Source organism: Caulobacter sp. P4_E5 (assembly GCF_056401555.1).
Genome location: NZ_JBFUJD010000087.1, coordinates 22,688 through 35,244, shown reverse-complemented (window position 1 = coordinate 35,244; position 12,557 = coordinate 22,688). Strand labels below are relative to the sequence as shown.

Here is a 12,557-nt window from a genome sequence, read left to right as displayed (position 1 = left end):
CCGATCACGTCGGCCGAGGCCGAGCGGCGCAGCATGCCGTGGACGGTATAGCCCTTCTCCAGCAGCAGCTTGGCGAGATAGGCGCCGTCCTGACCGGTCACACCGGTGATCAATGCCGTCTTGGCCATTGTCTTAAGAATCTGTCCGTGAAGAGAAGTGGCGCAATCTGGTGCATTTCGTCACCGCCAACAACGGCGCGGCTGTTAAACTTAACGGAAGAACAGCCGAGCCTTTTGCACTCAAACTGCCTGTCGACGTGGCGGAATTGTCTGTCGAACACGCAGCAAACGCCGCACCGTGAAAAAAGGTTGGTTAACAACCATAGCGGACGGTTGTCGAGCGAACGGTGATTTAGTAAAGCTTTCCTAAATTTCGGGCGAAAGACCCGGGCTTTGACACTGGTGGGGACCACGTGCTGATTGCAACTAATCCGTCCGCGGAGCAGCGAACTTGCGTCGTGAAATCGTCGCCGGTCGCCAAAGATCCGCTGAAACGAGCAATGGACGTTCTGGTGGCCGGCGGCGCATTGCTGTTCTTCGCGCCGCTTCTGGCGCTCGTCGCCGTGTTGATCAAGATCGAATCACCGGGCCCAGTGCTGTTCCGGCAATCGCGTGGCGGACTGGATGGCCGGAGTTTCACCATTTTCAAGTTTCGCTCGATGCGATGCCAAGAGAATGGCGCCAAGGTCGTGCAGGCTAAGCGCGATGACAATCGGATCACGACGGTTGGTCGCATCATCCGCAAGACCAGCATTGATGAGCTTCCCCAACTCCTCAACGTGCTAAAAGGCGACATGTCGATTGTCGGTCCGCGCCCGCATGCTTTGGCGCATGATGAACAATACGGCGCCGTGATCGCCAACTACCACCTGCGCTTCCGCGCGCGCCCCGGTCTGACGGGGTTCGCCCAGATCAAGGGGCTTCGTGGCGGAACGGGCGAGGTTGAAGCCATGGCCGCTCGTATCGACGCGGACAACGAGTACATCGAGCGTTGGACCCTCGGTGGTGATATCAAGATTTTGCTGATGACCGTTCCGCACCTGCTGATGGCTGAGAACGCCTACTAGTCAGCGGCTGCGTGGGCTCGCTTGGTCCGTGTACGCGGCACTTAGAGACCGCGACGAAAAATTGTCATTGGGAGACGTTATTTCGGCCCGTGCGTCTGCGCGGGGCGGTGAACTCTTTTAGAACTCTTTGCTCACATATAGAGGCAAAGCTTCGGTGGGGGATTTATGCGCGTAGCGATGATTGGCACGGGTTATGTTGGCCTGGTGTCTGGGGCGTGTTTCGCTGATTTCGGTCACGTGGTGACGTGCATCGACAAAGATCCGAGCAAGATCGAGCGCTTAGAGAAGGGCGAGATCCCGATCTTCGAGCCAGGCCTTGATGACTTGGTGGCGCGTAACGTGCGCGAAGGCCGTCTGTTCTTCACCTTGGAGGGGGCCCAAGCCATCAAGGAAGCCGACGCGGTGTTCATCGCCGTGGGCACGCCCACGCGTCGCGGCGACGGCCACGCGGATCTTTCCTACGTCTACGCCGCCGCCGAGGAGATCGCCGGCCTGATCGACGGCTTCACGGTGGTGGTCACCAAGTCGACCGTGCCGGTCGGCACCGGCGATGAGGTCGAGGCGATCATCAAGAAGGCCCGCCCCGACGCCCAGTTCGCCGTGGTCTCGAACCCCGAGTTCCTGCGCGAAGGCGCGGCGATCGAGGACTTCAAGCGTCCCGACCGTGTGGTGGTCGGCACCGAGGACGAGCGCGCCCAGGCGGTGATGCGCGACCTCTATCGTCCGCTGTCGCTGAACGAGACCCCGATCGTCTTCACGGGCCGCCGCACCAGCGAGCTGATCAAGTACGCGGCCAACGCGTTCCTGGCGATGAAGATCACCTTCATCAACGAGATGGCCGATCTCTGCGAGAAGGTCGGCGCGGACGTGCAGCAGGTGGCCAAGGGCATCGGCCTGGACAAGCGGATCGGCGGCAAGTTCCTGAACGCCGGCCCCGGCTACGGCGGCAGCTGCTTCCCGAAGGACACCATAGCCCTGGTCCGCACGGCCCAGCAGTACGGCGCGCCCACCCGCCTGATCGAGACTACGGTCGAGGTCAACGACGCCCGCAAGAAGGCGATGGCGACGAAGATTGCTGACGCCATCGGTTCGACGGACCTGACCGGCAAGACGATCGGCGTGCTGGGAGTGACGTTCAAGCCCAACACCGACGACATGCGCGACGCCCCCAGCCTCGATATCCTGCCGGCCCTGCAGGCCATGGGTGCCAAGGTCCAGGCCTTCGATCCGGAAGGCGCGAAGGAAGCCGCTCACATGCTGAAGAGCGTCGAGTTCAAGTCGGGCGCTTACGAAGCGGCCGAGGGGGCCGACGCCCTGGTCATCCTGACCGAGTGGGACCAGTTCCGCGCGCTCGACCTCGACCGTGTCAAGGGCCTGCTCAAGGCTCCGATCGTCGTGGACCTGCGCAACGTCTACAAGCCGGCCGAGATGGTCCGCCACGGCTTCACCTACGCTTCGATCGGGCGCGGCTAAGTCATGATGACCCCGATTATCGTCACCGGCGCCGCAGGCTTCGTGGGCTATCACGTGGCGGAGCGGCTACTCGATCGCGGCGAGGCGGTGATCGGGGTCGATATCTTCAACGCCTACTACGATCCGGCTCTCAAGGACGCCCGGGCCGCGCGGCTGGAAGGTCGCGACGGTTTCCGCATGGTCCGTATGGATATCGCCGATCACGAGGCTTTCGCCGAACTGGTGAAGACCTCCGGCGCTCGGCGGGTGATCCATCTCGCCGCCCAGGCCGGGGTCCGCTACTCGATCGAGAACCCGTTCGCCTATGAGCGCAGCAACCTAGCCGGCCACCTGTCGGTGCTGGAGGCCTGCCGTCACGCGGGCGTCGAGCACCTGGTTTATGCGTCGTCCTCGAGCGTCTACGGCGACCGYCCGCTGAACGGCGACGGCTTCAAGGAGAGTGACCCGGCCGAGAGCCCGGTGTCGCTCTACGCCGCCACAAAGCGTTCGTGCGAACTGCTGGGCCAGAGCTACGCCAAGCTCTATGGCTTCCCGCAGTCGGGCCTGCGGTTCTTCACCGTCTATGGTCCGTGGGGCCGGCCCGACATGGCGTATTACGGCTTCACCGAAAAGATGCTCGGCGGTCAGCCGATCGAGGTCTATGGCGAGGGCAAGATGGCCCGCGACTTCACCTATATCGACGACATCGTCGTCGGCATTCTGGGCGTTCTCGACAACCCGCCGACCAAGGGCGGACACGAGGTTTACAACATCGGCGACAACGACCCGGTCGGCTTGATGGACATGATCACCACCCTCGAGACCGCCCTGGGCATCGAGGCCCAGAAGGTGTTCCGTCCCATGCAGCCGGGCGACGTCACTGCCACCTTCGCCAATATCGACAAGCTCCAGGCCCTCTGCGGCTACAAGCCCAAGATCAAGCTGGCCGAGGGCCTGCAGCGCTTCGTCGCCTGGCGTCGAGGGTACGGGAGCGACCATGGCGCGTGATCTGCCCGCCCCCGTTCGCCAACCCTGCCTGGCCTTCTTCATCTTTCAAGCCGGCGCTCAGGCCGACGGCGGGCTCAACAGCATCTCCGAACTGTTGGGCGAGGTGGTGAAGGACAACCGCGTCATCATCTTCACCAATCACCAGAGCCGTTTCACCGAGCGCTGGCGGGGCCTTGGCTGCGAGGTCTCCGTGCTGGCCATGCGCGAGGGCAGTTTCGACGAGGACGCCGTCGTCCAGACCAGTCGGTTAGGCCGGTTCACCGCGCGCCTGGCGAACAACTGGCGCATTGCGCGAGCCCTGGTGGCCGAGAAGGTCGATCTCGTCCACGCCAATGACACCCGCAGCTTCTGGAGCGCGGTTCTGGCCGCCAAGCTGACAGGCAAACCGATCGCGCTGAACGTGCGCGACGCGTTGCCGCCGGCCCATCGCGTCGCGCCGCTGCGATGGAAACTCGCCTATCGGCTCTGCGACCTCTTCCTGGTGCTGTCCAAGGACATGGAGACATATTGGGCGAGACTCCTGGAGGTCCAAGCCGGACCCAAGCTGCGCCACCTCTACAGCATCGTGCGTCCCGCCAAGGCGGCGCAGGGCGCGACCCGCGAGACCGCGCGCGCGGCCCTGGGCTTGCCGGACGACGAATACGCCATTGCCTATATCGCCAGCTTCCATCCCAAGAAGCTGCAGGCTGAGTTCATAAAACAGGCTGCGGGCGAAATCCTGAGTGGGATCCCTCGGTCGCGCATTCATTTCGTGGGCGATTTCGAGCCGGAGACCAACCCGGCTGCCGCACGGGCCGCCGAAGCAGCTCAGGCGCTTGGCCCGACTCAACGCGTGGTCTTCGAGGGTTTCAGCGCCGACACCTGGCTTTGGTATCTCGCCGCGGATCTGGTGGTCCTGGCCTCTGAGCGCGAGGGCCTGCCGCGCTGCCTCATCGAGGCGATGTGCTATGGCGCGCCATTCGCGAGCTTCGACGTCAGCTCGGCCCAGGAACTGGCCAATGCCTATGGCGCCGGGTCGATCGCCCCCTTGGGCGATTATCCCGCGCTTATCTCGGCGATCCTCGAGCGCCACCACCATCGCCTCGCCAACGCCTCCGCCCGCGAGACGCGCGCCGACGCCGCGCGCCGGTTGTTCGAGCCCGAAGCGGCGCGAAGCGGCTATCGCGCGCTCGTCTCCCGCCTGGTGCGAATGCCGTGACATGAAGATCGCTCACGTTATCACCCGCTTCGTCCGCGGCGGCGCCGATGAAAACACCCTGCTCAGCTGCAACGCTCAGACCGAAGGCGGTCATGAGGTCCTGCTGATCTGCGGACACGATCACTCGCAAGCCCTCATGGAGCGTGTGCACCCGGAGGTTAGAGTGGTGTTCGCGCCGAACTTGGTGCGCGAGATCGATCTCTTGCGTGACCTTCGGGCGGTTGGCGAACTGCGCGCCTTGATCCGCGACTTCCAGCCGGACATCGTCCATACCCATACGAGCAAGGCGGGAATCCTCGGACGGCTCGCCGGCTGGTCGCTGGGCGAGCGGGGCATGGTCCACGGCGTTCATATCCTGCCGTTCCTGAATGTCGGTCCGCTTCAGGGTTTCGTCTACCTGAGCCTCGAGCGACTAGTGGCCCCTCCGACCGCGGCCTTCGTCAATGTCAGCAGCGGCATGCGTGAGGCGTGCGAGAACGTGGGCCTTGGCCTTGGCCGCCATCACGTGGTGCCCAGCGGCATGGACGTCGACCGTTTCTGGTCTGGCCAACCGTTCTCGCCCGCCGAGCTGGCCGGCGAACTCGGCCTGACCGAGGTCCAGACGGAGGCTGCGGAGCTCATCGTCATGGCCGCGGCCCTTGAGCCGCGCAAACGGATCGTCGAATTCCTCGACGTGTTCGCCAAGGTCGCCGCCGAACGCCCCCTGGCGCGGTTCGTCGTGCTCGGCGAAGGCTTCGACCGCGCGCGGATCGCGGCCCGGGCCGAAGCGCTGGGCGTGGCCGAGCGTGTCCACCTGGTGGGCTTCCGGTCGGATCCCGAGCGTTGGATGAAGTCGGCGGTCGTCTGCGTCCTGTCATCGGAGCGCGAGGGCTTGCCGCGTGTTCTTGTCCAGTACGCCCTGTGCGGTCGCCCCATCGTCACCACCAATCTTCCGGGCGTCGACCATGTCCTGCGTGACGGCGTCACTAGCTTCCTGACGCCGGTCGACGATGTCTCCGCCATGGCCCCGCCGCTATTGTCGGTGCTCAAGGATCCCGCGCTCGCCGAGCGGATGGCGACCGCCACCGCCGCCCTCGACCTGTCGGCCTGGAGCGTCCGCTCGATGGTCGACCAGCTCGACGCCATCTATGTCGAGGTGCTCAAGCGTCACGGCGGCGCGCCCAGCGCCCGCTCGGCATCCGCGCCTAAGTCTGCGGAGATGATCTCGTGAAGCTTTTGTTCGCCACCGACCATCGTTTCGAGGTCGCACCCGACGGCGAGGTCTTCACCCTTGGCGGCAAGTATCCCTACCATCTGTGGACCCGAAACTATCTCGACGTCTTCGACGAGATGGTCGTCGTGGGCCGAGGCGGGGAGATGGTGTCGCCGCCCGGGCGGCTGTCGACCTCCTCGGGACCCAATGTCCGGCACCGCCTGCTGGGCTCGCTGCGCGGCGCCAAGCGGATTTTCGAGGTTTCTGGCCACGCCAAGGTGGTCGACGAGGAAGTCGCCAAGGCCGACGTCGTCATCGCCCGCCTTCCCAGCGAACTCGGCATGATGGCCTGCGAATCCGCCCGTCGGCGCGGCAAGCCGTACCTGATCGAAGTGGTGGCGAGCGCCTGGGACGGGCTTTGGAACCACGGCTCCTTGGCCGCCCGCGCCTACGCTCCCGTCCTGGAGCGACGGACGGCCGCGGCCGCGGCCAAGGCCCCCCTGGCGCTCTACGTGACCCAGTCGTTCCTGCAGGCGGCCTATCCCTCGCGCGGCCAGACCTGGGCCGTTTCCGACGTCGCGCTCGAACCAGTCTCGGATGCGACGATCCAGCGTCGGATGGCGCGCGTCGCCCGGGGTGAGGCACCCTTGACTTTTGGCACGATCGGCTCGCTCGTTTCGCGCATGAAGGGCGTGCACGTGGCGCTCACCGCGCTGGGGCAGGTGAAGGACCGGCTGCCCCCGTTCGTCTACCGCGTGCTGGGCGAGGGTGATCCATCCCCCTACGTCGCCATGGCGCGAAGCCTCGGTCTCGAGGGCCATGTTGCGTTCGATGGTGTTCTGCCGGGAGGCGGGCCGGTGGCCGAATGGCTTGACGGCGTCGACATCTACCTTCAGCCGAGTTTCCAGGAGGGGCTGCCGCGAGCCCTCATCGAGGCGCTCAGCCGCGGCTGCCGCGCCGCGGCAAGCACGGTCGGCGGCAATCCTGAACTGCTGCCTGCCGATCGCCTGCACCGGCCTGGCGACGCCGCGGGGCTGGCGTCAACCCTCTTGGCCATGGCTGGGCAGGACGAGGCCGCCGCCGCCCTGGAGTCACAGGGTAGTTTCGAGACGGCCGGACGCTATCAAGCGCAACATCTCGCCGTGCGCCGTCGCGCCGCATTCGAGGCTTTGAGGAAAATGGGCGAGAACCATGCCTAAGCATCTAGCTTTCCTGGTCCCCGAACTCGGCAAGGGTGGCGCTGAACGCGCTGTCGCCAATCTGGCGTCGGACCTCGCGCGGCGCGGCCACAAGGTCAGTATCCTGACCCTGAGGCCCGGCGGCGCCTACGAGGCGACGCTCGATCCAGGCGTCTCGCTGATCAACCTCGACCTGGCCAGCGCCCGTCAGGTCATCGGACCGCTTGCCCGAGCCGTCCGCACGCACGCGATCGACGCGGTTTTCACCGTGCTTTTCCACCTTGATCTCTATACGCTGCTCTCGCGCCTGATCCATGGCTGGAAGGCCGAAATCATCCTGTGCTTCCAGAATACGCCGTCCGTCGTGGCGCGCGAGAGCGCCTCACGGTCGGAGCGCTTGCTGATGCGTCTCTATCGTATGCTGGGTCGTCGGGCCGACCAGTTCTTCGCCATTTCTCGAGGCGTAGGGGATGATGCGGCGGCCTTCTTCGGTATCAAACCCGACGCGATCACGGTCATTCCCAATCCCATCGTCGATCCGTCCGCGCCCGCGCCCGAGCCGCGCGACCTGAGAGCGCTGTTCGACAAGCCGTCGGCATCGGTGCTGGTGGCCAGCGGGCGTTTGACCAAGCAAAAAGACTATCCCACTCTATTGGCGGCCCTCGCCCAATTGCGCGCCACGCGTGATGTCGGCCTGGTCGTGCTGGGGGAGGGGGAGCTTCGTGACTCGCTAGAGGTTCGGGTGGCCGAGCTCAATCTGACCGACCACATCCGTTTTGTTGGGTTCCAGACCCGTCCGCTGGACTGGATGGCAGGGGCGGACCTGTTCGTGCTGAGTTCGCTTTGGGAGGGATTGGCCAACGTCGTCGTCGAGGCGCTATGGCTCGGCCTTCCGGTCGTGTCGACGGACTGTCCCTACGGACCCGGTGAAATTCTGGCTCGGGGCGAATTCGGTCGCTTGGTTCCCGTTTCAGATCCGGCGGCCCTCGCGAAGGCGATCGATGCAGAACTCAATCAGCGCCGGTCGACTGAAACCCTGCGCGCGAGAGCGCTGGACTTCAGCATCGGCGCTATCGCGGATCGATACGATCGATCACTTTTCAAGGTCGGTTAGAAGTGATCCAGCCCGCTGGTCGAAAAGACGCTGAGGTCTACAAGGGCCTCCAGGCTCTACGCGGTTACGCGGCGCTGAGCGTGATGGTTGGCCATGCCGTCAAGGAGTGGGCGGCCACGTACAACGTCGGTACGCCGTTCGATGTCACGCCGCTGCTCTATGGGGTCGACATCTTCTTCGTGATCAGCGGCTTTATCATGTACCGAACCTCTCGCGAGCTTTTCGCCGCGCCGGGCGGGGTGCGGACCTTCGCGCTGAAGCGCCTCCTGCGGATAGTGCCTCTCTATTGGCTATTCACGACCCTAATGGTCATTACGCTTCTCGTACTGAGCAATCACGTTCGCTCGACCGAGTTCGACTTGTGGAATGTCATATCCTCTTATCTCTTCATTCCGTCGGAACGGCCGGGGGGGCGCATCGCGCCTGTTCTGTCGCTTGGATGGACGCTGAACTATGAGATGTTCTTCTATGCGATCTTCGCGGTGGCGCTTGTCTTTCCTCGACGGCTAGGCGTGCCGATACTGGTGGCGACAATCGTTGGCCTGGTCGTGTACGGGGCCCTCTTCCAGCCGACGCTTGTGGCTGTCCGCTTCTGGACCAGCAGTATCATTCTGGAATTCGCGGCCGGTGTCGTGCTGGCCGTCTTTCTCGACAAGCGTGCGCCGATAATGGTGTCGCTTGCTCTGATCGCTGCTGGCGCGCTGCTTCTCCTGTCAGGGATGTTCGGGCTCGCGGGGGGGCTGCCACGTTGCGTGGGTGGCGGAATTCCGGCGACGCTTCTCGTCGCCGGCGCCGCGCTCCTTCCTCACGCCCAGGATACCCGCGTACCGTTTTGGGCGACCCTCCTTGGCGACAGCTCGTACGCGCTTTATCTCGGCCACCGTTTCGTTCTAAGAGCGGCGACAATAGTCTTTGACGGACTTCCGCTAGCCAATATCCCAGGCCTGTTGGCGTACTGCGTCATCGTCACCGCGGTCGCTGTGGTGATGAGCATAGTGGTCTATCGTTGGCTCGAGCGGCCGATGTTGGCCCAAGGGCGTCGCTTGCTCTTCAAGCAGCGTCCTGTCCTCGCAGAACAATAAGCCATGGTGTCGAGGTCAGCGGTTTCCGCGTACGGTTCGAATGAAGGTTTCAAATACGATGAAGTCCGCCTCAGTCGAACAGGGCAGCGGAAATACCGCCGGTAACGCGAACCCGTTCTTGCCGATGGGAGCATCCTATCGTGCCGCCATCATCGGCTATCTGGTCCTGTACCATCTAATTTTTCCAGCGTTTGCGGTGGGCGACACCGCAGGGCCGTTGATTGCCTTTCGGCTGCTGAGCGAGGCCTTGTTCGTCGTTCTGAGCGTGCTGCCGTTTATCCTGCTGCGACAGGAAGGTGGCTGGCTTCATCCACTTATGCTGCCAGCTGTACTGGCCGTGGCCAAAGAGGTTTTCAAAAACCCGATGGCGCTGATCAATCCGATCGCTTCGCCGATGGTATATCTGGGCGCCAAGACATACAGCCCTGCGAACAGTCTGCGACTTTCAGATATGGAACTGGATCTGACCCGCATCGGTCTGACCCTCACCTTTTGTCTCGCCCTTGTAGTTTACTACGCGGCTTACTTTGGCAGCCGCCGCTTTCAATGGCCCCGACTGCCCCTGTCGCGTGGACGGAATGTCGCCACGGTGAGCCTGATCGTCATCGCTGTTTCCGCGCTGACCGCCATGGCTCTGTTCCAGATGCAAGGCGGCTTGTCGCGCTATCTCGTGGCCATGCGCGGCGGTCGCGTCGCGTTGTTCGCTGAGATCGGGCCGGTGCTCGAGGTGATCACGTTCTCTACCACAGCGCTGTTGATCTGGTTCGCCTATGAACGGCGACCATTTCTCAATCCATGGTTCATCGGATCCCTGCTGCTTTCTCTGGGCCTTACGCTCGTCGCAACCGGATCGCGCAGCGAAACGGTCGGCCCTGCCGTCATGTTGATGTTGCTCTGGTGGCAGAGGACTGGCCGAGTTCGCTTGGCGCCAATTTTCGTTCTTGTCGTGTTCGCCTACGCGGTGCTCGGGGGCTTTGGCGCGATCCGTCAGAACTACGCCTCAAACTCCGTTGATTGGTCGGTCATCCAGTCTGGCGATATCAGCGAGTGGTACAGTTCTGCCACTTCGGAAACGCAGAAACGGGATAACGAAGAAGCCGATTTAGCCGCCTTTGCCGGGGCGAACCAATATGGCCTCCTATGGGGGCGCACCTATACCTACAGTGTGAGTTTCTGGATCCCTCGGGGGATCTGGCCGGATAAGCCACGTTCGGCCGACGCCTACAATATGTGGGTCAACTTCGCCGGCCATGGCATCGACGAAAACCTACCCCGCGCCGGCGAAGGAAAGTTCTGGGGCATTCCCGTCGGCCAAGTCGCCGAGGCCTACTGGAACTTTCATCTTATCGGCGTGGTGATCATTTCGATTCTGATGGGGCTGTACGCCCGATCACTAACCGCCCTGGCTCAGCAGTACGCTTGGATCCCGGCCATAATTCCCGTTGTGGCCATGATGAGTCAGTTCTCCGGCACATCGAAAACGTTCGTGGCTCTTCTTCGCGACATTGCCTTCCTTGTTCCTTTTCTCTGGGCGATAGGCATTCTAGCGCTGGGGCATCGGGCTATCGTTCGCCGTCAAAATGGCGCACCCGCTCGCGCACTCTCCACGCACTCGCTTTCGTCGCGGGAATAATGGGCGGCGACCAAGGGCAGCGGGCCGACGGGATCCTGCTGGAGTAGCATCGCCATTGTTGGCGGGGGCGTCGGACCGCAGCCGCTGGCTTCGATGTTGCACCTCGAATCCAGCGTACATCTCTTTGCGGATTTCGTTTGCAGCGAAGCGGTTTCGCGACCGCATGATCGGCACGCCTTGAATTCGCCCCGGACCCCTGCGCTGAATGGACGGGTACCGGAGAGCCTTGAGTATGCGCCAGCTCTGGATCGCGCTTAGCATCACCTTCTTGCTCGTCCTAGGCGTCAAGCCGGCGATGGCCGAGACGGCCGATGTCGGCGCGCTTGTCGATCGGATCACCTGGGGCCGCACGGAGCAGGCGACCGCCGAGGCCGCACGGCTCGGTCCTCGCCGATGGCTCAAGCAGCAGCTCCATCCAGATCCGGCCGCTTCACTTCCCGTAGCGATTCAGGCGCAGATCGACGCCATGCGGATCTCGCGCGAAACGCCGGTCGAGATCGCGGTGGCGGCGCGCGCTCAAGGCAAGGCCGCCCAGAAGGTGCAGGATCCGACCGAACGGCTGGTCGCCCAACGCGCGTACCAGAAAACGATGGCGGACCTGAAACAAGAGGCCATCACCCGATCCCTGCTGCGCGCCGTGTACTCGCCAAACCAGTTGCAGGAGCAGATGACCTGGTTCTGGTTCAATCACTTCAACGTCGAGGCTGAAAAGAGCGACATCCGCGTCACGGTCGGCGACTTCGAGGACAGGGCCATCCGCCCCCTGGCCCTGGGCAAATTCCGGGATCTCCTGCGAGCGGTGGCGCTACATCCCGCAATGCTCCGTTACCTCGACAACGACAAGAACGCGGTCGGCCGGATCAACGAGAACTACGCGCGGGAGATACTCGAGCTGCATACCCTCGGGGTCGGGTCCGGCTACAGCCAGAAGGATGTGGAGGAGATGGCGCGGGTCCTGACCGGCTTCGGCGTCAGCGTCGCGCCTGGTCCGCCCGCTCTTAAGCCCGACCATCGCGCGCTCTACATCCGCGACGGTCTGATGGAGTTCAACCCCGACAACCACGACTTCGGCGACAAGGTCGTGCTCGGCCACCGGATATCCGGCGCCGGTCTTCCCGAACTGGAGGAGATGCTAGACGTTCTGGCGCGCCAGCCGGCCACCGCGCAACATATCTCGCGAAAGCTGGCGCTATATTTCATGGATTCCGCGCCGCAAAACGTAGTGGACCAGATGGCCAGGACGTTCCTGCGCAAGGACGGCGATATCGCCGACGTCCTGGCGGTGCTCTTCCGCTCCAGCGAATTCGAGGTCTCGTTGAATCGGAAGATGAAGGATCCGATCCACTACGTCGTTTCCGCCGTTCGCCTGACCTATGACGGCCGGATCATCACCAATCCGACACCGTTGAAGACCTGGACCGACGCCCTGGGCCAGAGCGTCTACGGACGCGATACGCCAGACGGCTATGCCTTGGAAAATACGGCCTGGTCCGGGCCCGGGCAGTTGGCGTCGTTGTTTGACGTGGCGCGCCAGATCGGCGGGAACTCGCCTAGCCTGTTCAGGAAGTCCGACAGCGCTACGGGGGGCAGGTTGCCGCCGCCGCTACCGCAGTTGCAGGCGTCGGTGCCGGTGC

12 protein-coding genes (1 of these 12 cut by a window edge) are annotated in these 12,557 nt (G+C 63.5%); 11 read left to right on the top strand and 1 reads right to left on the bottom strand.

The window, feature by feature from the left end; translation table 11 throughout:
• Nucleotides 1–128, bottom strand: a 128-nt coding sequence (locus tag AC1DSO_RS21210; RefSeq protein WP_477070698.1) for a GDP-mannose 4,6-dehydratase, incomplete at its 3' end; no start/stop codon positions are given.
• Between the two features lie 41 nt (nt 129–169).
• Between AC1DSO_RS21210 and AC1DSO_RS21205 the strand changes: the two genes are divergently transcribed.
• The 11 genes from AC1DSO_RS21205 to AC1DSO_RS21155 form a co-directional block, all read left to right on the top strand.
• Nucleotides 170–301, top strand: coding sequence for a hypothetical protein (locus tag AC1DSO_RS21205; RefSeq protein WP_477070697.1), 132 nt, complete (start codon nt 170–172; stop codon nt 299–301).
• Between the two features lie 111 nt (nt 302–412).
• The gene (locus AC1DSO_RS21200) at nt 413–1,066 is read left to right on the top strand and encodes a sugar transferase (protein ID WP_477070696.1); all 654 of its coding nucleotides are present in this window, start codon (nt 413–415) and stop codon (nt 1,064–1,066) included.
• A 165-nt stretch (nt 1,067–1,231) separates the two neighbouring features.
• Nucleotides 1,232–2,539 (top strand): UDP-glucose dehydrogenase family protein, encoded by a 1,308-nt coding sequence (locus tag AC1DSO_RS21195; protein ID WP_477070695.1) that lies wholly within the window; start codon nt 1,232–1,234, stop codon nt 2,537–2,539.
• Between the two features lie 3 nt (nt 2,540–2,542).
• Nucleotides 2,543–3,526, top strand: coding sequence for an NAD-dependent epimerase/dehydratase family protein (locus AC1DSO_RS21190; protein WP_477070694.1), 984 nt, complete (start codon nt 2,543–2,545; stop codon nt 3,524–3,526).
• On the top strand, nt 3,516–4,724 hold the full coding sequence (locus AC1DSO_RS21185) for a glycosyltransferase (protein WP_477070693.1): 1,209 nt from the start codon (nt 3,516–3,518) through the stop codon (nt 4,722–4,724). Before AC1DSO_RS21190 ends, AC1DSO_RS21185 begins: the two co-directional genes overlap by 11 nt.
• A gap of 1 nt (nt 4,725) precedes the next feature.
• Nucleotides 4,726–5,934 (top strand): glycosyltransferase, encoded by a 1,209-nt coding sequence (locus tag AC1DSO_RS21180; protein ID WP_477070692.1) that lies wholly within the window; start codon nt 4,726–4,728, stop codon nt 5,932–5,934.
• On the top strand, nt 5,931–7,115 hold the full coding sequence (locus AC1DSO_RS21175; protein WP_477070691.1) for a glycosyltransferase family 4 protein: 1,185 nt from the start codon (nt 5,931–5,933) through the stop codon (nt 7,113–7,115). Before AC1DSO_RS21180 ends, AC1DSO_RS21175 begins: the two co-directional genes overlap by 4 nt.
• The gene (locus tag AC1DSO_RS21170) at nt 7,108–8,208 is read left to right on the top strand and encodes a glycosyltransferase (protein WP_477070690.1); all 1,101 of its coding nucleotides are present in this window, start codon (nt 7,108–7,110) and stop codon (nt 8,206–8,208) included. The genes AC1DSO_RS21175 and AC1DSO_RS21170 overlap by 8 nt, the downstream gene beginning before the upstream one ends.
• A gap of 2 nt (nt 8,209–8,210) precedes the next feature.
• Complete coding sequence (locus AC1DSO_RS21165; RefSeq protein ID WP_477070689.1) at nt 8,211–9,290, top strand: acyltransferase family protein; 1,080 nt, start codon at nt 8,211–8,213, stop codon at nt 9,288–9,290.
• A 40-nt stretch (nt 9,291–9,330) separates the two neighbouring features.
• Nucleotides 9,331–10,923, top strand: coding sequence for a hypothetical protein (locus AC1DSO_RS21160; protein ID WP_477070688.1), 1,593 nt, complete (start codon nt 9,331–9,333; stop codon nt 10,921–10,923).
• Between the two features lie 205 nt (nt 10,924–11,128).
• Nucleotides 11,129–12,557: the 5' portion of a DUF1800 domain-containing protein gene (locus tag AC1DSO_RS21155; protein WP_477070687.1), read on the top strand. The gene runs 26 nt beyond the window's last position; only the first 1,429 of its 1,455 coding nucleotides appear in the window; the start codon lies at nt 11,129–11,131; its stop codon lies off the right edge, out of view.

Bases quoted from the DNA above. Each gene is read 5' to 3' on its own strand.
- AC1DSO_RS21195 (WP_477070695.1), top strand. From the start codon at position 1,232: ATGCGCGTAGCGATGATTGGCACGGGTTATGTTGGCCTGGTGTCTGGG.
- AC1DSO_RS21185 (WP_477070693.1), top strand. From the start codon at position 3,516: ATGGCGCGTGATCTGCCCGCCCCCGTTCGCCAACCCTGCCTGGCCTTC.
- AC1DSO_RS21180 (WP_477070692.1), top strand. From the start codon at position 4,726: ATGAAGATCGCTCACGTTATCACCCGCTTCGTCCGCGGCGGCGCCGAT.
- AC1DSO_RS21170 (WP_477070690.1), top strand. From the start codon at position 7,108: ATGCCTAAGCATCTAGCTTTCCTGGTCCCCGAACTCGGCAAGGGTGGC.
- AC1DSO_RS21160 (WP_477070688.1), top strand. From the start codon at position 9,331: ATGAAGGTTTCAAATACGATGAAGTCCGCCTCAGTCGAACAGGGCAGC.